Below are 17,766 nucleotides of genomic sequence, written 5' to 3' on the forward strand. Positions count from 1 at the left end.
TCGCGCGCCTCGCGGTGATACAGTTTCGGCCCCGAACCGGTGCTTTCGGCGCTACGGGCTGGCAAGAACGCAACACTTGCCCGCCGCGCGTGAAAGGTAAACGGGAAACAGGAAGACGCCCCGCCAGGGCTGCCGCACCGCCCAAAAGGCGGCCCGGCAGTCCCGCCGTCCAGCCTGTGCTGCCCCCGCAACGGTCCCCATGCGCGCAATGCGCCCATGGCAGCCCGATACCGGCCAGTTCGCTCGTCAGGATGCTCATTCAACGCCGCCGGCCACCCCATGGCCCGCCGCAATGCCTGGGCGTCCTCCCCATCGTGATTGACCTGCGGGGTCGCGGGTCGCATCGAGGTTATGTAGATGAAAGTCCGCTCCATCCGTCGCTACGCCGGCGCCCTGCTCTGTTCCGCTCCGGCCATCGCCGCCGCCCAGCAAGCCGCTCCCGCCACTCCCGAACTCGACAGCATCACCGTCACCGCCCAGCGCGTGCCGACGGACGGCCGCACGCTGCCCGTGTCGATCTCGGTCATCACGGCCGCGGATATCGCCGCCAGCAGCGCGCGCACCATGCAGGACCTGCTGTCGACCCAGGCCGGCATCCACCTGATCAACACCAGCAGCTCCAGCGACAACGCCATCGTCGACCTGCGCGGCTTCGGCATCACTGGCGCCAGCAACACGCTGATCCTGATCGACGGCGTGAAGCAGAACACCAACGACCTGTCGGCTCCCAGCCTGGGCGTGGTGCCGCTGGACCAGGTGGAGCGCGTTGAAATCGTGCGCGGCAGCGGCTCCGTGCAGTACGGCGGCGGCACCACCGGCGGCGTGATCAACATCATCACCAAGTCGGATTTCTCGAAGGAGCCGGTGACCGCCCGCGCCACCGCCACCTTCGGCAGCTACGGCCTGCGCCAGTACGACGCCGCCGTCGCCATGCACAACGAGAAGGTCGGCATCGACGCCTACATGCAGTCGCTGCACACCGACGGCTACCGCGACAACAGCGGCGAGCGCCGCGAAGGCGGGGGCGCCGGCATCACGTTCCGCCATGACGATGGCTCGATCCGCCTGTATGGCCGCACGACCACGCAGAAACTGGAACTGCCCGGCCCGCGCTCGATCAACCCGACCACGGGCGTGAACGAGTTCCAGGACGACCCGCGCGGCTCGAAGAACGACGTCGACTACGTCAACACCACGACCACCACGTTCGGCCTGCAGCTCGAACAGGCGCTCGGCGCCGGCACGCTGTACGCCGACCTGTCCACCCGCGAAAAGAAGCTCAACGGGCTGTCCTACGACGGTTTCGGCGACACGCTGCGCGACCAGAAGCTGGAAGAGAACATCGCCAGCGTGCGCTACCGCCTGCCGATCGAAGGCGGCCACAGCCTCGTCTTTGGCGCCGACGCGCAGGAATCCAAGACCACGGCCGACCAGAACGCGTACTACGACTTCGAGCCGTCCAAGTGGCAGTCCCGCCAGCACCAGTACGGCCTGTTCGCCGAAGGCCAGATCCGCGCCACGGACAGCACGTACGTGACGATGGGCGCGCGCCGCCAGTATGCGTCCGACGACCTGGACGTGATCACGGGCTCGGGCACCGCCTCCGATCGCAGCAACCACCTGACCGCCTGGCAGCTGGGCGTGCGCCAGGACCTGCCCTCCGGCTTTGGCGTGTACGGCAAGGTCGGCCGCAGCTTCCGCCTGCCCAATGCCGACGAACTGCTGTCGGTCCAGTCGCCGCTGGCCCCCCAGACCTCCACCGACAAGGAACTGGGCGTGACCTGGCAATCGGCCACGAGCAGCGCCCGCCTGTCGTACTTCCGCTATGACCTGACCAACGAAATCCAGTACAACCCGCTGGCCGACGGCATGTGGGGTCCGGGCACCGGCGCCAACACCAACCTGGATCCGACCCGCCGCCAGGGCATCGAGCTGGAAGGCCGCACCGCGATTTCCAGCAGCGTGACCCTGGACGCCAACGTGACCTGGATGGAAGCGCAGTTCCGCTCCGGCACCTACGCCGGCGTGGACCTGACCGGCAAGACCGTGCCGCTGGCCCCGAAGTGGCTGGCCAACGCCGCCGTGACCTGGCGCCCCACCGACGCGTTCCTGTGGAACGTGGCGGCGCAATACGTGGGCAAGTCGCGCATGGATAACGACCAGGCCAACCAGTTCGGCAAGGAACTCGACGCCTACGTGCTGTTCAACACGAAGCTGGCCTACAAGTTCACCCGCAATATCGAAGGCGCGGTGGGCGTGAACAACATCTTCGACCGCCAGTACGCCACCTACGGCATCCGCGGCGGCAACGCGTCGTTCGAAATGCTGGGTCCCGTCGCCAACTACAGCCTGTACCCCGCGCCTGGCCGCAACTTCTACGCGTCGCTCACGCTGCGCTACTGATCGTGGCCTTCCGATATAGTCGGCCTTGCCGACTATATCGAGACTCCGCATGACACCCGACCGCGCCCTGACAACCGCCGGACTGACGCTGATGCTGGCGTTGGGCCCGGCGTTTGCCCATGGCGCGCCGGACAGCCCTGCGGCCGCCATCCGGGTCCAGGACGACCGCGACCGCAGCGTCGTCCTGGCAGCGCCCGCGCGGCGCGCCGTCACGCTGGCGCCGCATGCCACCGAGCTCGTCTACGCCGCCGGCGCGGGCGACCATATCATCGGCACCGTGCGCGGCAGCGATTACCCTCCCGCCGCCCTCGCACTGCCCGTCATCGGCGACGGCACGCAGCCGGACGCCGAACGCGTGGCCGCCGCGCGTCCCGACCTGCTGATCGCCTGGCAGACCTCCGCCGCCGAGCCGCTGACGCGGGTGATGGACAAGCTGGGCATCCCCGTCTTCTACAGCGATCCGCTGACGCTCGCGGCGATTCCAGGCGCCGTGGAACGCATGGGCGTGCTGTTCGGGACCGAGCCCCAGGCACGCGCCGCCGCGCAGGACATGCGGGCGCGGCTGGACACCCTGCGAACGCGCTATGCCAGCCGCCGGCCGGTGCGCGTCTTCGTGCAGGCCGGCCTGGACCCCATCTTCACGCTGAACGACACCAGCATCGTCGGCGACGCGCTGCGCATCTGCGGCGGCGTCAACGTCTTCGGCCAGGCGCCCATCGTGGCCCCCCAGGTCACCCTGGAAAGCGTGCTGGCGGCCCGCCCCGAGGCTGTCCTGGCGGGCATTTCCCGTCCTGAAGACACGCAACGCAACCTGGCCGCCTGGCAGGCGATGGGATTGCCCGCCGCCCGCCAGGGCCATGTGTACGGCATCGACGCCGACGCGCTGTACCGGCCCGGGCCGCGGCTGATCGACGCGGCCGAAGCCATCTGCGCCGACCTGGACCGGCTGCGCTGACGCGACGGCGTTCGGCGTCTTCCTCAAATAGTGGAACGCGCCGTTTGGCCGGCGGCTCCTCCGGCGGGGCGTCGTGCTTTATCATTCGTGCATCCAACAGCCAGTCCCCGCGGGCCTCGCATCGTGCGCACCCGCCCTTTGAAGCAGCGCCATGACCACACAAGACACTCTCACCATCGCCGGCCGCGCCTATTCGTCGCGCCTGCTCGTCGGCACCGGCAAGTACAAAGACTTCGAACAGACCCGCGCGGCGCTGGATGCCAGCGGCACGGAAATCGTCACCGTCGCCATCCGCCGCACCAATATCGGCCAGAACGCCGGCGAACCGAACCTGCTGGACTACGTTCCGACATCCAAATTCACGCTGCTGCCGAACACGGCAGGCTGCTACAGCGCCGACGACGCCGTGCGCACCCTGCGCCTGGCGCGCGAACTGCTCGACGGCCATGACCTGGTGAAGCTCGAAGTGCTGGGCGACCCGCACACCCTGTTTCCCAACATGCCCGAAACCCTCAAGGCCACCAAGACCCTGGTGGACGAGGGCTTCAAGGTCATGGTCTATTGCACCGACGATCCCATCCAGTGCCGCATGCTGGAAGACATGGGCGCCGTGGCCGTCATGCCGCTGGCCTCGCTGATCGGCTCGGGCATGGGCATCCTGAATCCCTGGAACCTGCGCCTGATCATCGACCAGGCCCGCGTGCCGGTCGTGGTGGACGCCGGCGTGGGCACCGCGTCGGACGCCGCCATCGCCATGGAGCTGGGCTGCGACGCGGTCCTGATGAACACCGCCATCGCCGCCGCGCGCGACCCTATCCTCATGGCCAGCGCCATGAAGAAGGGCGTGGAAGGCGGCCGCGAAGCCTTCCTGGCCGGCCGCATGCCCAAGAAGCTCTACAGCGGCGCGCCCAGTTCGCCCACCGAAGGGCTGATCACCGCCGGTCCGGCCAAATGAGCACCCGCCAGCAGCCCGCCAGCGAGCGCCCCATCCCCAACGCGCTGACCATCGCGGGCGTAGACCCGTCCGGCGGCGCCGGCATCCTGGCCGACGTCAAGGCCATGAGCGCGCTGGGCGCCTACGGCTGCGCCATCATCGCCGCCCTGACCGCCCAGAACACCAAGGGCGTGACCGGCATCTCGCCGGTGCCCCCCGCCTTTGTCGGCCTGCAGATCGACACCTTGTTCGCCGACGTGCGCATCGACGCCGTCAAGGTCGGCATGCTCGGCCAGCGCCACGTCATCGAGGTGGTGGCCGAAAAGCTGGCCAAGTGGGCGCCCGCCCATGTGGTGCTGGATCCCGTCATGGTGGCCAAAAGCGGCGACCTGCTGCTGGAAAACGACGCCGTGGGCGCCATGCGCGAAGCCATGCTGCCCCAGGCCACCCTGCTGACGCCCAACCTGCCCGAAGCGGGGGTGCTGCTGGAAGAGCGGCCGGTCGAGACCGTCAAGGAAATGCGGCGCGTAGCCGAACGCCTGCGCAACAAGCTGGCGCATTCGGGCGAGCGCTGGGTGCTGGTCAAGGGCGGACACCTGCCCGGCAACGAGACCATTGATCTGCTGCACGACGGCGACCGGATGATCGAACTGCCCGGGCACCGCATCGAGACCGTCAACACCCACGGCACCGGCTGCACCCTTTCCGCGGCGCTGGCCGCCCTGTTGCCGAAAATCGGGGACGTACCGGAATCCGCCAAGCGCGCCAAAGCCTACCTGACCGAAGCCATCCGCCATGCCGAACGCCTGTCGGTGGGCTCGGGCCACGGCCCGGTCCATCACTTCCACGGCTGGTGGTAGGGGCGCGGCAGCCTTCCAGATCGCGGTTCAAGGCGGCGCCCCACGGGGCGCCGCCGCGCTTTCCGGGACACGGGTGCCGCCCTGAAACATCTGCCGGCCAGGCAGGCCGTCACAGGACGCTACGAATCGGTACAATGGCCAGTTGATTCCTCTGTTTTTTCTGACCGTCATGAACGCTTCGACCCTGCCCGACGTAGAACAAGCCCGCTTCAATATGGTGGAACAGCAGATCCGCCCGTGGGACGTCCTGGATGCCAACGTGCTGCAAGCGCTGTTCGATGTGCGCCGCGAACAATTCGTTCCGCCGGCCCTGCGCGCGCTGGCATTTTCCGACCTGGAACTGCCGCTTGAGATCAACGCGGTCAATACGCGTCAGACCATGCTCGCCCCCAAGGTGGAAGCCCGCCTGGCGCAAGAACTGCTGCTGACCAAGTCCGACTGCGTGCTGGAAATCGGCACCGGCTCCGGCTACCAGGCCGCCCTGCTGGGCTATCTGGCGCAACAGGTCACCTCGGTCGAGATCGACAGCCGCCTGGTGACGTTCGCGCAGCAGAACCTGCAGATGAACAACGTCACCAACGTCAAGGTTGAAACCGGCGACGCCCGCAATGGCTGGGGCTCCACCGAATACGACGCCATTCTCGTCACGGGTTCCGTGCCGGTCGTGCCCGACGCGCTGAAGTACCAGCTGCGCGTGGGCGGCCGCCTGGTCGTGGTCGTGGGCCAGAACCCCGTCATGACGGCCTGTCGCATCACCCGCACCACCGCCGCCAGCTTCGAGACCGTGAACCTGTTCGAAACGGTCATCAAGCCGTTGCGTGGCGTCGCGGTATCCCAGTTCAAGTTCTAAACCCCCAACCCTGCCGCCCCGCATCCGGCCCCCCAGGGGCCGGCGCCCCGCCCGGCGGCCCGGCGTATCGTTGAAAATCATGCGCGTCCGATTGCTTACGGCTTTACTGGTTTTTACCTGCGCCGCAAGCGTCGGCCCCTTGACCGCCTCGGCGCAGAACCTCATCCAGGTCTGGCAAGCCGCGCTGGGCAACGACCCCACCTACGCCGCCGCGCGCGCCAACTATCGCGCCGGCCTGGAGAAAGAACCCCAGGCCCGTTCGCTGCTGCTGCCGCTGATTTCCGCCGAGGCCGGCGGCGCCTACCAGGAAACCCGCAGCACCCGCGGCCTGTCCTATGCCTACAGCGGCGGGCGCGGCGTCTGGGACCTGGCGCTGACCCAACCGCTGTTCGACTGGGGCCGCTGGCAGAACTACGAGCAATCCAAGCTCATCGTCGCCGACGTCGAAGTGCAGCTGCAACAGGCCTTCCAGGACCTGCTGCTGCGCGTGGCGGATGCCTACTTCAACGTCCTCTACGCCCAGGACACCCTGACCGCCACCGAGGCCGAGAAGGCCGCCGTTGCCGGACAGCTGGAGTCGGCCAAGCGCAATTTCGAGCTGGGCAATTCCACCATTACCGACACGTATGAAGCGCAGGCGCGCTACGACCTGGTGGTGGCGCAGGAACTGCGGCTGCAGAACGACCTGGACGTGCGCCGCGACGAACTGGCCAAGATCATCGGCACCGCGCCCGGCGCCCTGGCCGAGCTGCCCTATGCGGTGCAATTGCCCGCGCCGCAGCCCGCCCGCGTCGCGGACTGGAGCAATCAGGCCGAGTCGTCCAGCCTGGAAGTGCTGCGCGCGCAACTGCTGACCCGCATCGCCGGCCGCGAGATCCAGATCGCCAAGAGCGGCCACTACCCCACCCTGAACCTGCGCGCCACCAGCGGCAGCGCCAGCGACGCCGTGATGCGCAACGCGGCCCCCGGCAAGCCCATCGACAATACGATCGGCGTGGTGCTTTCCATCCCGCTGTACGCGGGCGGCGGCGTGTCCTCGCAAGTCACGGAAAAGGTCCAGCTGGAACAAAAGGCGCGGTACGACTTCGAAACGGCGCGCCGCCAGGCCATCCAGGCATCCCGCCAGTACTACACGGGCGTCACCAATGGCCTGGCCCGCATCCAGGCCCTGGAAGCCGGCGAAAAATCCAGCCGGGCTGCCGTGGAGGCCAACCGCACCGGCTACGAAGTGGGCGTGCGCATCAACCTGGACGTGCTCAACGCCCAGCAGCAGCTCTATGCCACCCAGCGCGACCTGGCGCTGGCGCGCTACAGCACGGTGCTGGCGGGCCTGCGCCTGAAAGCCACCAGCGGCATCCTGGCCGAGAGCGACCTGGAAGCCATCAACCGCTTGCTGCGCGAACCGCGGTAACGATCCGCGCAGGCAAGAAGAAGGCGGCCAACGGGCCGCCTTTTTTGTCGCAAGGCCGTCCCAAGAGCGCTCAAGGGCCTTGGATCTTCTTCACCAGCGCGGTGGTGGATCGCTCGAACTCAAAGGGAATCGCCACCGCGCGGCCGCCCCAGGTCTTGACCAGCGCGGTCTCGGGCAGCTTTTCCATGTCGTAGTCGCCGCCCTTGACGATCAGGTCGGGCTTGAGCTGGCCGATCAGGGCCTCGGGCGTGTCCTCGTGAAAGGACGTGACCAGGGTCACGAAGCCCAGTGCGGCCAGCAGCGCGGCGCGGTCTTCCATGCGGTTGAGCGGGCGCTCGGCGCCCTTGCCCAGGCGACGCACCGACTCGTCGGTGTTCACCGCCACCACCAGCGTGGCGCCCAGCTGCGCGGCCTGATCCAGATACGTGGCATGCCCGCGGTGCAGGATGTCGAACACGCCGTTGGTGAACACCAGCGGCCGCGGATAGCGGCCAGCGGCAACGGCGGCGACGCATTCGTCGCGGGACAGGACCTTGGATTCGAAACGGGCGGTGGGCATGCGGCGATTATATTGGCTATCAGGCCCCGCCCAGGATGATCTTCTTTTCCTTGGGCACCACCAGCGCCGTCATTTCCTTGCGGTAGCGGTTCAGGTCCTTCACCGTTTCAAAACTGCGATCCATCAGCTTGGACAGGATGTGCAGGATACGGCTGGCGACCTTCTGCTCCCAGATGCCGTCAAAGCGGATCTGCGTGTCCAGCCAGTGCTCCAGCCAGCCCGGCTCCGGCAGGCGCGACTGCACCGTGTCGTTGGGGAACAGGTCTTTGTTCACGTGCAGGTTGGTCGGGTGCAGCGCCTGCTGCGTGCGGCCGGCCGAGGCCATCAGCACGCCGATCTTCGAGAACGCCAGGCGCGCCTGCTCGCTGGTGTCCTGCCCGCGGTCATGCAGCGCGCGGCGCATGTACTGCAGGTAGGCGCCGGCGTGGCGGGCCTCGTCCTGCGCGACCGTCTTGTAGATGGCCTTGATGACCGGTTCCGTGTGCCACTCGGCGGCGCGGCGGTACCAGTGGTTCAGGCGGATTTCACCGCAGAAGTGCAGCATCAGCGTTTCCAGTTCGGGGGCCGCGTCGAACTCGAAGCGCACGTTGTGCAGCTCTTCTTCGGTGGGCACCAGATCCGGCCGGAAGCGGCGCAGATACTCGATCAGCACCAGGGAATGCTTCTGTTCTTCAAAGAACCACACCGACATGAACGCGCAGAAATCGCTGTCGCCGCGGTTGTCGCGCAGGAACATTTCGGTGGCCGGCAACGCCGCCCACTCGGTGATGGCGTTCATCTTGATCGTGTGCGCCTGCTCGTCCGAGAGCTTGCTGCGGTCAAAATCATCCCAGGGGATGTCATGAGCCATGTTCCAGCGTACGGCTTCCATGGTCTTGAAGAGTTCAGGATAAAGCATGTTCTGCCCTTGTATTCGTCCCGCTTGTGGGGCCTTGAAATTAATGAATGGCGCGCGCGTCATGTCGGCATGGGCGCTGCATTTCATCCACCGCAGCGCTATTTTTCGCCGTCTCCCGCGAAGCTATGATGACCGTTTCATGAATGAAACATGACAGCAATCGTCTAGATCATCGCGCCGCCTATCGGGTCAGGGCCCATATCGCGACCCCGATCGCCAGCGCCAGCACCCCAACCAGCGCTGCAACCAGCCGGTTGTTTTGTTCCTGCGCCCGTCGCAACTGAACCATCTCGGCCAGCAAGGCGGGCGAGACATTGGGACGGTTCAGATGGTCGTGGACCAGCCTGGGCAAGGCTGGCAGCATTTGCGACCACTGCGCAGCCTCCTTTTCCAGACTTTGGCGCAGTCCCTTGAATCCGACACGCTGACGCATCCAGCGTTCCAGATAGGGCTTGGCGGTTTTCCAGAGATCCAGGTTGGGATCGAGCTGGCGGCCCAATCCCTCCACGTTGAGCAAAGTCTTTTGCAGCAGCACCAGCTGCGGCTGGATCTCGACATTGAAACGGCGCGAGGTCTGGAACAGCCGGAGCAGCACCTGCCCCAGCGAGATCTCAGACAACGGCCGGTCGAAATACGGTTCGCAGACGGCGCGCACCGCGCCCTCCAGCTCTTCCTCGCGCGTGTCGGCCGGCACCCAGCCCGACTCGATGTGCAGTTGCGCCACGCGCCGGTAATCGCGGTGGAAGAAGGCCAGGAAATTCTGCGCCAGGTAATTCTTGTCGAACTCGGACAGCGAACCCACGATGCCGAAGTCCAGCGCGATATAGCTGCCCAGCGTGCCGGGGCGATCCGACACGTAGATATTACCCGGGTGCATGTCGGCGTGGAAGAAACCGTCGGTAAAGACCTGCGTGAAGAAGATCTCGACGCCGGTGCGCGCCAGCGTCGGGATATCGATGCCGGCCTCGCGCATGCGCTCCACCTGACCCACCGGCATGCCGTACATGCGCTGCATGGTGAACACGGTGGAGGCGGTGTATTCCCAGATCACCTCCGGCACGATCAGCATGTCGCCGCGGCCGGATTCCGGGCCGAAGTTGCGGCGCAGCTGGCTGCAATTGGAGGCCTCGCGCACCAGGTCCAGTTCATCGTGCAGGTATTTGTCGAACTCGGCCACGACCTCGCGCGGCTTCAGGCGGCGGCCATCCGCGCCCAGGCGCTCGATGATGCGCGCCACGATCTTCAAGAGCGACAGGTCTTTCTCGATGATGTTCAGCATGCCCGGCCGCAGCACCTTCACGGCGACCTCGCGGCCGTCGTGCAGCACCGCGAAGTGGACCTGGGCGATCGAGGCCGAGGCCACGGGGTCCACTTCGAATTGCGCAAACAGTTTTTCGGGTGGCGCGCCCAGCGCCGCCTCGATGCAGGCGGCGGCCTGCGCGGACGGGAACGGCGGCACGCGATCCTGCAGCAGGGCCAGTTCGTCGGCGATGTCGGCGGGAATCAGGTCGCGCCGGGTGGACAGCACCTGTCCGAACTTCACGAAAATGGGCCCCAGCGATTCCAGCGCCAGGCGCAGGCGCCGGCCGCGCGGGGCGCGCGGACGGGTGCCCAGCCGGATGACGCGCAACAGGCAGGTGGCCAGCGGATGATTCAGGCTGGAAAGCACCAGCTCATCCAGGCCATAACGCAGCGAAACGACGATGATGCGAAGCAGGCGCAGCAAGGGGAACATGGATCAGGCGCCCCGCTTTGCGCTGGCCGTGGCCAGCCGGGTTTGCAGCGCGGCGGCTGAACGCGCCAGCGCGTCGGCGCGGGCGTTCAGTTCCGCCAGGTCCAGGCGCCATTGCTCCAGGGCCGGACGGCCCACCAGCACGCCACTTTCTTCAGCCAGGTATTCCGAGACGTTCTCCGCCAGGCGCTGGCCGGCCGTGCGCGCGCCACCGGCCACCGCGCGCGCGCCACCCAGGATGCGCATTGCGGCGATGTCGCCCACCACGCGGGCCAGGGCGTCCTCGGGATCCCAGCGCAGCTGCTTGGACAGGTCCGCCACGACCTGCGCCAGGGCGGCGTCTCCTGAGATATGCGTGGCTTCGGCGAAATCAGGCGTTTCGCGACCGGCACCCAGGCGCGGCAGCGGCAGTTTTTCCGGCGCGACGGTCAGGGTCACATCAGGCACGATGGCCGGATCGGCCTGGTCCGCCAGGCCCTCGCTGTCGATCGACAGCCCGAGCGTGAATCCGCCCATCGCGAAGCGCACCGTCTTGCCGGCGTGCCGGGCCAGGCGCTCGCGCGCCCAGTCCTCGCGCCGCAACAGGGCGTTGAGCGCGTTTACAGCCAACCGCGTAGGAGTGGGCAGGAACGAAAAAGGCAGCATGACGGTTGCAACGGCCCGGATGGACGGGGTTGCCGAAGTTGATGGGTAAATCGGGAGTGTAACGGGTTAGATCGGAGCGTGTTTTGCGAAGGCACATGGAAAAACCGGCCCTTGAGGGGCCGGTTAAAGCGGATGCCTTGCGGCACCCACGACGGAGACGGTCAATCCGGTCCGCCAGGCTTAGCTGGCGTGGTCCACCGGGATCTGCTGGATGCCGGCCAGCAACCAGCCGCCGTTGGCCGGCTTGAACAGGTTCCAGACCTCTTCGAAGCGGAAAGCCTCGGTGCCGGGAGCCTCGCGCAGCATGCCGGAGAAGCGCACGCTGGCCAGGTGACCGTCGGAAACCGTTTCGATGCCCAGCATTTCGGCGTTCAACAGCACCACTTCGGTCTTGTTGGGGGCCGCGCCGCGCTCGGCCAGTTGCGGCTTGAGCTCGGTGATCAGGTCATCGGTCAGGAAGTCGCGCAGACCGTCGGTGCTGCCGCTGTCCCAGACGGCCTGGATGCGGACGAACTGGTCCTTGGCTTGCTTCAGGAAGTTCGGCGTATCGAAATCGCCGGGCACGAACCAGTTGTTGTCCTCGCCAGCCTTGGGCAGCACGGCCGGGGGAGCCACGGGAGCGGCAACCGGAGCCGCGGCGGCGGGAGCCGCGTCGGTCGGCTTCAGCGCTTCACGCCACATCGGCTGCTGTTGCTGGCCCGGAGCATTGTTGGCTCCGCCGAATGCGCCCTGCGTGGCAGTGCGCGGCGCCGCGCCGCGCAGGCGGCGGACGATGAACATGATGGCGAAGACGACCAGGCCGATCAGCAGCGCGGACGACAGGAACTCGGCGAAAGCGCCCGACAGGCCCATGCTGGAGAGCAGCGCGGCAATGCCCAGGCCGGCGGCGATGCCGGCGATGGGGCCCAGCCAACGCGAAGCGCCGCTCTTGGCGGCAGCGCCCGCGGCGCCGGCCGTGGCCGCGCCGGCGGCAGCCGGGGCGGCAGTGGCGCCTGCCGTATTGTTGGCGGCGGCCGGAGGCGTGGTGGCCTGGCGCTGCTGGGTCACGTTGGAGGATTGACGGCCGACGCTGCCGCCGCCGCCTGCGCGACGGGCTTCGGCGTCAAACGACGCCGTCACCAACGCCGCGCCGGAAACGGCAATGAGCGCCGCGGCGACAAACCGCGAAAGACAGAATTTGGTCATAGGTTTGCTCCCTCGTACTCGCGCCCCCGCTGCCCCGAGCAACGGGAGGGTCCCACGAACAGCAGGACCATCTGCGCGACTTTTCTTACAATAATCTGAATGACGTAAGAATAACGGACAAGACGCCGCCCCACAAGTTCCCCGTGGGAGAGCGAAACATCCCGTGGACGGCCCCGCCGTCAGCCCAGGCGCACGCCTTCGTGCAAGGCGGCGATGCCGGCGGTCAGGTTGAAGTACTGCACCCGTTCCAGGCCGGCGGTGCGCAGCATGTCGGCCAGGGTTTCCTGGTCGGGATGCATGCGGATGGATTCCGCCAGGTAGCGGTAGCTGGCCTCGTCGTTGGCAATCTTCTTGCCCAGCCAGGGCAGCACATTGAAGGAATACCAGTCGTAGGCCGGCGACAGCGGCTTGGCCACGCGCGAGAATTCCAGCACCAGCAGCTTGCCGCCCGGCTTGAGCACCCGGGTCATCTCGGCCAGGGCGCGGTCCTTGTGGGTCATGTTGCGCAGGCCGAAGGCCACGCTGACGCGGTCGAAGTAGCCCGAGGGGAACGGCAGGCGCTCGGCGTCGCACACGGCGGTGGGCACCAGCAGCCCGGCGTCGGTCAGGCGGTCGCGGCCCACGCGCAGCATGGAATCGTTGATGTCGGTCAGCCAGACTTCGCCCGTGGGGCCGGCGCGCTTGGCGAAGGCGCGGGCCAGATCGCCGGTGCCCCCGGCGATGTCCAGCACCTTCATGCCGGGACGGATGGCGGCGCGGCCTATGGTGAATGCCTTCCAGACGCGGTGCAGGCCCGCCGACATGAAGTCGTTCATGACGTCGTAGCGCTGGGCGACCGAGTGGAAGACTTCGGCGACTTTGCGGGCCTTTTCGCTTTCCGGCACCGACTGGAAGCCGAAGTGCGTCGATTGCGAGGCGGAGTCCGCGGATTGTTGCGATTCGGAGGGGTTTTGCATGGTGAATTCCCGATATATCGTTCAATGGTAGCCTATCGGGCACCCGGGCGCGGCCGGTCGACCCCGCAGATAGCACGCGGCGGTCACATACCTGAAATATTGCGGCCATACTATCGCAATGTTCGCGCCGCGCCGGCGCTCCGAAGTGTGCCAAATTCCACATGTCCAGCACCATCCTCGTCGTCGAAGACGAACCCGCAATCCAGGAACTGATCGCCGTCAACCTGTCCTTCGCCGGGCACAAGGTGCTGCGCGCCTTCGACGCCGACCAGGCCCAGACGCTGATCCGCGCCGAACTCCCCGATCTGATCCTGCTGGATTGGATGCTGCCGGGCACGTCCGGCCTGGCGATGGCGCGCAAGCTGCGCAACGACGAGCGCACCCGCGCCGTCCCGGTCATCATGCTGACCGCCAAGGGCTCCGAGCAGGACAAGGTGGACGGCCTGGAAGCCGGCGCCGACGACTACATCACCAAGCCGTTCTCCCCCAAGGAGCTGATGGCGCGCATCAAGGCCGTGCTGCGCCGCCGCGCGCCCCAGCTCACCGACGACGTGATCGACGTGGGCGGCCTGAAGCTGGACCCGGTGACTCACCGGCTGTCGGGCAACAGCCAGTCGCTCCAGATCGGCCCCACCGAATTCCGTCTGCTGCACTTCTTCATGACGCACCCCGAGCGCGTGTTCTCCCGCTCCCAGCTCCTGGACCAGGTCTGGGGCGACCACGTGTTCGTGGAAGAGCGCACCGTCGACGTCCATATCCGCCGCCTGCGCAAGGCGCTGGAGCCCAGCGGCCACGACGCGCATGTGGAAACGGTCCGCGGCAGCGGCTACCGGTTTACGGCACAGCTCCCGACGCGGTAAAACTCCCGCACGATGATCTGGCTGCGCACACTTTTCCTGGTCGCCCTGTGGGCGGTAGTTGCATTACTGGCGCAATGGCTCATTGGAGACCCGGCGGGCTGGATAGTGTTTTCGGCCGCGCTGGCCGCGATGCTGCTCTGGCGCAGCTGGCGACTGACCCTGGTTTCCCACTGGGCCAATCACCCCGACTCCTCTCCGCCCGCTTCCGTGGGACCCTGGGACGACATCCTCGCCCCGCTGTACCGCTACACCCGGGCCCGCGCCCGCGAACTCACTGAAACCCGCGACACCATGCAGGGCATGCTGGCCGCCGCCCAGGCGCTGCCGGACGGCGCGGTGACCCTGAATGAAGACTTCCAGATCGACTGGTGCAACCGCATGGCGCGCCAGCACCTGGGCCTGCGCCTGCCCGCCGACCGCGGCCACAACCTGCTGAACCTGCTGCGCGCGCCGGAATTCGTCGAGTACGCGCACCGCCCGTCCTGGCCCGAACCCATCCTGGTGCGCCTGGGACAGCAAGGCCAGGAACGGCTGATGATGATGCAGCTGACGGCCTACGCCAGCAACCAGCGCCTGCTCATCACCCGCGACGTCACGCAGATCGAGCGCCTGGAAACCACGCGCCGCGATTTCGTCGCCAACGTCTCCCACGAACTGCGCACGCCCCTGACCGTGCTGGCGGGATTCCTGGAAACGCTGCGCGACATGCCGGCCGATGCGCTGCCGCCCGAACAGCGCGCTCAGTACATCGACATGATGCACGAGCAGGCCCAGCGCATGCAGGCCATCGTGGAAGACCTGCTGACCCTGTCCACGCTGGAATCGTCGCCGGGCAGCGACCCGCGCGCCATCAATATGGGCGCGCTGCTGCAAAAGGCGCGCCAGCAGATCGAGGCGCTGTCGGGCGGCCGCCATGTGCTGGAATGGCACATCGACGAAAGGCTGGACGTGCTGGGCGCCGAGACCGAGCTGACCTCCGCCCTGTCCAATCTGCTGACCAATGCCGTGCGCTACACGCCGGACGGCGGCACGATCACCGTGCGCTGGGAGCGCGAGCCCGACGGCGGCGCCCGCTACAGCGTCCAGGACACGGGCATCGGCATCCCCGCGCGCCATCTGCCCCGCCTGACCGAGCGCTTCTACCGCGTGGACCGCGGCCGGTCGCGGGCAGTGGGCGGCACCGGCCTGGGGCTGGCGATCACCAAGCACATCGCGATGCGCCACGACGCCGAATTGCTCATCACCAGCGAGCCGGGCAAGGGCAGCGTCTTTGCCTTGCGCTTTCCGCCCGACCGCATCGCCCTCGACGAAGCGGCCTGATTCTTTTCCTCGCAGCCTGCGCCGCATCCGCGCCGCCCCTGCGGCGCGGATGGTAAATTTTCGGCCATGCGCATCCTGGTCATCGAAGACGAACCCAAACTGGCCGACTACCTGAAGAAGGGACTGTCGGAGCAAAGCCATGTCGTGGACGTGGCGCGCGACGGCGTGGACGGCCGTCACCTCGCGCTGGAAGGCGCCTACGACCTCATCGTGCTGGACGTGATGCTGCCCGGGCTGGACGGCTTCGGGGTCCTGGCGTCCGTGCGCGCGCACAAAGACACCCCCATCCTGATGCTGACGGCCCGCGATGCCGTCGAAGACCGGGTGCGCGGCCTGGAGGGCGGGGCCGACGATTACCTGGTCAAGCCCTTCGCGTTCTCCGAGCTGCTGGCCCGCGTCCAGGCGCTGCTGCGCCGCGGACGCTCCCAGGAGCCCACGCTGCTGCGGCTGGCCGACCTGGAGCTGGATCTGGCGCGTCGCCGCGCCCAGCGCGGTGGACAGCGGCTGGACCTGACCGCCAAGGAATTCAGCCTGCTGGCGCTGCTGCTGCGCCGCCAGGGCCAGGTGCTGTCGCGCACCACCCTGGCCGAACAGGTCTGGGACATGAATTTCGACAGCGACACCAACGTCATCGACGTGGCCGTGCGGCGTCTGCGCGGCAAGCTGGACGATCCCTACGACACCAAACTGCTGCACACCGTGCGCGGCATGGGCTACGTGCTGGAATCGCGCCCCGCGGATGGCCGCCCCACGGATGGCCGCCCCACGGATATCCACCCCGCATGAAGCCTCCCGGCATGCGCTCCATGCAGGCGCGGTTGACCCTGCTGCTGGGCGCGATCGCCCTGCTGGTGTCCAGCCTGGCCGGCGCCACGCTGTTCTGGGCGCTCAAGCGCGAAGTGGAACGCCAGGAGATCACCGAAGTCAGCGGCAAGCTCGAACTGATCGACCACCTGATCGATATGCAGAACAGCGCCAGCGGCCTGCATGACCTGGCGGCCACCTTCGACGAGATGCGGGCCGGCCAGGGCCAGCTGGGCATCTGGATCGTGGACGCCCAGGGCAAGGTCGTCTACGGCGGGGCGGCCCCCGAGACGCTGGAGTCGGCGGATGGCAGGCAGGTCGTGCTGCAAACCCAGGACGGCGGCCGCATGCGCGGCTTGCGGGTGGCCATGAACGACCGCATCCTGCCGGGCGCGCAGCTGACCGTGGCGGTCAGCACGCGCACCAGTTCGCAGTTCCTCTATGCCTACGGCACCGCCCTGCTGCTGATCTGCGCGCTGTGGGTGGGCGCCACGGTGGTGCTGGCGGCCTGGGCCGTGCGGCGCAGCATGGCGCCGGCGCGCAGGCTTTCCGAGCAGGCCGCGCGCATCCAGCCCGACAACCTGGCGCGGCGCCTGCCGCTGGAAGACACCGACCGCGAGCTGCATGAACTGGTGCGCTCCTTTAACCGCACGCTGGACCGGCTGCAGGCGGCCTACCAGCAGATGGAGGGCTTCAACGCCGACGTGGCGCACGAGCTGCGCACGCCGCTGGCGACCCTCATCAACGGCACGCAGATCATGCTGTCCTCGCCGCGCGACGCGGCGGAACTGCGCGACGCGCTGGAATCCAACCTGGAAGAACTGGAAGACCTGAAGACCCTGGTCAACGACATGCTCTTCCTGGCCCGCGCCGACCGCGGCGAACGCGCCGCCGACCTGGCGCCGGTATCGCTGGCCGCCGAAGCCCGGCGCGTGGCGGAGTACTACGAAGCCACCCTGGAAGAGCACGGCGTGCAACTGCGCTGCGAGGGCGACGCCACCGTGGCCGCCAATCCGGGACTGGTGCGGCGCGCGCTGGCCAACCTGATTTCCAACGCCATCAAGGCCACCCCCCGGGGCCGGGAGATCGTGCTGGCCTGCTCGGTGTCCCCCGCCGGGGCGCGGGTGGAGGTGCGAAACCCGGGCGCGCCCATCCCGCCCGCCGACCTGCCGCGCATCTTCGACCGCTTCTTCCGGTCCGGCCAGGCCCGCGCCCCGCGTAGCGAAGGCCACGGGCTGGGGCTGGCCATCGTGCGCGCCATTGCGCGCATGCATGGCGGCGATGTCGACGCCGCATCGGACGCCCACGGCACCGTGGTCGGCATCACGCTGAGAGGGCCCGAGATCCCTGCCGGCTCCGCGAACATTACAGAAACGTAATCTGCGCGACAGAAT

The 17,766-nt window shown here is 67.5% G+C and carries 16 protein-coding genes; 10 read left to right on the top strand and 6 right to left on the bottom strand.

Annotated features, from left to right (window positions below; translation table 11 throughout):
* The first annotated feature begins 357 nt into the window (after positions 1-357).
* From HLG70_RS19425 to HLG70_RS19450, 6 genes are all read left to right on the top strand, one after another.
* On the top strand, positions 358-2,403 hold the full coding sequence (locus HLG70_RS19425; protein ID WP_171665820.1) for a TonB-dependent receptor: 2,046 nt from the start codon (positions 358-360) through the stop codon (positions 2,401-2,403).
* Positions 2,404-2,452: 49 nt separating this feature from the next.
* Positions 2,453-3,358: a cobalamin-binding protein gene (locus HLG70_RS19430; protein WP_171665822.1), complete on the top strand. Its 906-nt coding sequence runs from the start codon at positions 2,453-2,455 to the stop codon at positions 3,356-3,358.
* A gap of 151 nt (positions 3,359-3,509) precedes the next feature.
* Positions 3,510-4,313, top strand: a complete 804-nt coding sequence (locus HLG70_RS19435; protein ID WP_171665824.1) for a thiazole synthase — start codon at positions 3,510-3,512, stop codon at positions 4,311-4,313.
* A complete protein-coding gene (thiD, locus tag HLG70_RS19440; protein ID WP_171665826.1) occupies positions 4,310-5,152 on the top strand; it encodes a bifunctional hydroxymethylpyrimidine kinase/phosphomethylpyrimidine kinase in 843 nt (280 codons plus the stop codon). The genes HLG70_RS19435 and thiD overlap by 4 nt, the downstream gene beginning before the upstream one ends.
* A gap of 169 nt (positions 5,153-5,321) precedes the next feature.
* Positions 5,322-6,002 (top strand): protein-L-isoaspartate O-methyltransferase family protein, encoded by a 681-nt coding sequence (locus HLG70_RS19445; protein WP_171665828.1) that lies wholly within the window; start codon positions 5,322-5,324, stop codon positions 6,000-6,002.
* A 79-nt stretch (positions 6,003-6,081) separates the two neighbouring features.
* Positions 6,082-7,413: a TolC family outer membrane protein gene (locus HLG70_RS19450; protein ID WP_171665830.1), complete on the top strand. Its 1,332-nt coding sequence runs from the start codon at positions 6,082-6,084 to the stop codon at positions 7,411-7,413.
* Between the two features lie 70 nt (positions 7,414-7,483).
* Here the strand turns inward: HLG70_RS19450 and HLG70_RS19455 are convergent, their stop codons facing one another.
* The 6 genes from HLG70_RS19455 to ubiE all read right to left on the bottom strand — a co-directional run bounded on the left by HLG70_RS19455 (position 7,484) and on the right by ubiE (position 13,388).
* A complete protein-coding gene (locus HLG70_RS19455; RefSeq protein ID WP_171665832.1) occupies positions 7,484-7,972 on the bottom strand; it encodes an adenylyltransferase/cytidyltransferase family protein in 489 nt (162 codons plus the stop codon).
* A 19-nt stretch (positions 7,973-7,991) separates the two neighbouring features.
* Positions 7,992-8,870, bottom strand: a complete 879-nt coding sequence (locus HLG70_RS19460) for a ferritin-like domain-containing protein (RefSeq protein WP_171665834.1) — start codon at positions 8,868-8,870, stop codon at positions 7,992-7,994.
* A 181-nt stretch (positions 8,871-9,051) separates the two neighbouring features.
* On the bottom strand, positions 9,052-10,605 hold the full coding sequence (gene ubiB / locus HLG70_RS19465; protein WP_171665836.1) for a ubiquinone biosynthesis regulatory protein kinase UbiB: 1,554 nt from the start codon (positions 10,603-10,605) through the stop codon (positions 9,052-9,054).
* 3 nt (positions 10,606-10,608) lie between these two features.
* Complete coding sequence (locus tag HLG70_RS19470; RefSeq protein ID WP_171665838.1) at positions 10,609-11,247, bottom strand: ubiquinone biosynthesis accessory factor UbiJ; 639 nt, start codon at positions 11,245-11,247, stop codon at positions 10,609-10,611.
* 180 nt (positions 11,248-11,427) lie between these two features.
* Positions 11,428-12,432 carry a Tim44 domain-containing protein gene (locus HLG70_RS19475; RefSeq protein ID WP_171665840.1) on the bottom strand — a complete coding sequence of 335 codons (1,005 nt, stop codon included), beginning with the start codon at positions 12,430-12,432 and terminating at the stop codon, positions 11,428-11,430.
* Positions 12,433-12,611: 179 nt separating this feature from the next.
* Positions 12,612-13,388: a bifunctional demethylmenaquinone methyltransferase/2-methoxy-6-polyprenyl-1,4-benzoquinol methylase UbiE gene (gene ubiE, locus HLG70_RS19480; RefSeq protein WP_171665842.1), complete on the bottom strand. Its 777-nt coding sequence runs from the start codon at positions 13,386-13,388 to the stop codon at positions 12,612-12,614.
* 161 nt (positions 13,389-13,549) lie between these two features.
* On the opposite strand from ubiE, the gene phoB reads away from it, so the two are divergent.
* The 4 genes from phoB to HLG70_RS19500 all read left to right on the top strand — a co-directional run bounded on the left by phoB (position 13,550) and on the right by HLG70_RS19500 (position 17,751).
* Positions 13,550-14,248, top strand: a complete 699-nt coding sequence (gene phoB / locus HLG70_RS19485; RefSeq protein WP_006227196.1) for a phosphate regulon transcriptional regulator PhoB — start codon at positions 13,550-13,552, stop codon at positions 14,246-14,248.
* A 12-nt stretch (positions 14,249-14,260) separates the two neighbouring features.
* Positions 14,261-15,568 carry a phosphate regulon sensor histidine kinase PhoR gene (gene phoR, locus HLG70_RS19490; RefSeq protein WP_171665844.1) on the top strand — a complete coding sequence of 436 codons (1,308 nt, stop codon included), beginning with the start codon at positions 14,261-14,263 and terminating at the stop codon, positions 15,566-15,568.
* Between the two features lie 66 nt (positions 15,569-15,634).
* The gene (locus HLG70_RS19495) at positions 15,635-16,354 is read left to right on the top strand and encodes a heavy metal response regulator transcription factor (RefSeq protein ID WP_171665846.1); all 720 of its coding nucleotides are present in this window, start codon (positions 15,635-15,637) and stop codon (positions 16,352-16,354) included.
* A complete protein-coding gene (locus tag HLG70_RS19500; protein ID WP_171665848.1) occupies positions 16,351-17,751 on the top strand; it encodes a heavy metal sensor histidine kinase in 1,401 nt (466 codons plus the stop codon). Before HLG70_RS19495 ends, HLG70_RS19500 begins: the two co-directional genes overlap by 4 nt.
* The last annotated feature ends 15 nt before the right edge of the window (positions 17,752-17,766 follow it).

Source organism: Achromobacter deleyi, assembly GCF_013116765.2.
Lineage (GTDB): Bacteria > Pseudomonadota > Gammaproteobacteria > Burkholderiales > Burkholderiaceae_B > Achromobacter > Achromobacter deleyi_A.

Excerpts from the sequence above, each read along its gene's own strand:
- HLG70_RS19430 (WP_171665822.1), top strand. The coding sequence starts at position 2,453 with ATGACACCCGACCGCGCCCTGACAACCGCCGGACTGACGCTGATGCTG.
- HLG70_RS19450 (WP_171665830.1), top strand. The coding sequence starts at position 6,082 with ATGCGCGTCCGATTGCTTACGGCTTTACTGGTTTTTACCTGCGCCGCA.
- thiD (WP_171665826.1), top strand. The coding sequence starts at position 4,310 with ATGAGCACCCGCCAGCAGCCCGCCAGCGAGCGCCCCATCCCCAACGCG.
- HLG70_RS19435 (WP_171665824.1), top strand. The coding sequence starts at position 3,510 with ATGACCACACAAGACACTCTCACCATCGCCGGCCGCGCCTATTCGTCG.
- phoR (WP_171665844.1), top strand. The coding sequence starts at position 14,261 with ATGATCTGGCTGCGCACACTTTTCCTGGTCGCCCTGTGGGCGGTAGTT.
- HLG70_RS19470 (WP_171665838.1), bottom strand. The coding sequence starts at position 11,247 with ATGCTGCCTTTTTCGTTCCTGCCCACTCCTACGCGGTTGGCTGTAAAC.
- phoB (WP_006227196.1), top strand. The coding sequence starts at position 13,550 with ATGTCCAGCACCATCCTCGTCGTCGAAGACGAACCCGCAATCCAGGAA.
- ubiE (WP_171665842.1), bottom strand. The coding sequence starts at position 13,388 with ATGCAAAACCCCTCCGAATCGCAACAATCCGCGGACTCCGCCTCGCAA.
- ubiB (WP_171665836.1), bottom strand. The coding sequence starts at position 10,605 with ATGTTCCCCTTGCTGCGCCTGCTTCGCATCATCGTCGTTTCGCTGCGT.
- HLG70_RS19495 (WP_171665846.1), top strand. The coding sequence starts at position 15,635 with ATGCGCATCCTGGTCATCGAAGACGAACCCAAACTGGCCGACTACCTG.
- HLG70_RS19500 (WP_171665848.1), top strand. The coding sequence starts at position 16,351 with ATGAAGCCTCCCGGCATGCGCTCCATGCAGGCGCGGTTGACCCTGCTG.
- HLG70_RS19460 (WP_171665834.1), bottom strand. The coding sequence starts at position 8,870 with ATGCTTTATCCTGAACTCTTCAAGACCATGGAAGCCGTACGCTGGAAC.
- HLG70_RS19455 (WP_171665832.1), bottom strand. The coding sequence starts at position 7,972 with ATGCCCACCGCCCGTTTCGAATCCAAGGTCCTGTCCCGCGACGAATGC.
- HLG70_RS19475 (WP_171665840.1), bottom strand. The coding sequence starts at position 12,432 with ATGACCAAATTCTGTCTTTCGCGGTTTGTCGCCGCGGCGCTCATTGCC.
- HLG70_RS19425 (WP_171665820.1), top strand. The coding sequence starts at position 358 with ATGAAAGTCCGCTCCATCCGTCGCTACGCCGGCGCCCTGCTCTGTTCC.
- HLG70_RS19445 (WP_171665828.1), top strand. The coding sequence starts at position 5,322 with ATGAACGCTTCGACCCTGCCCGACGTAGAACAAGCCCGCTTCAATATG.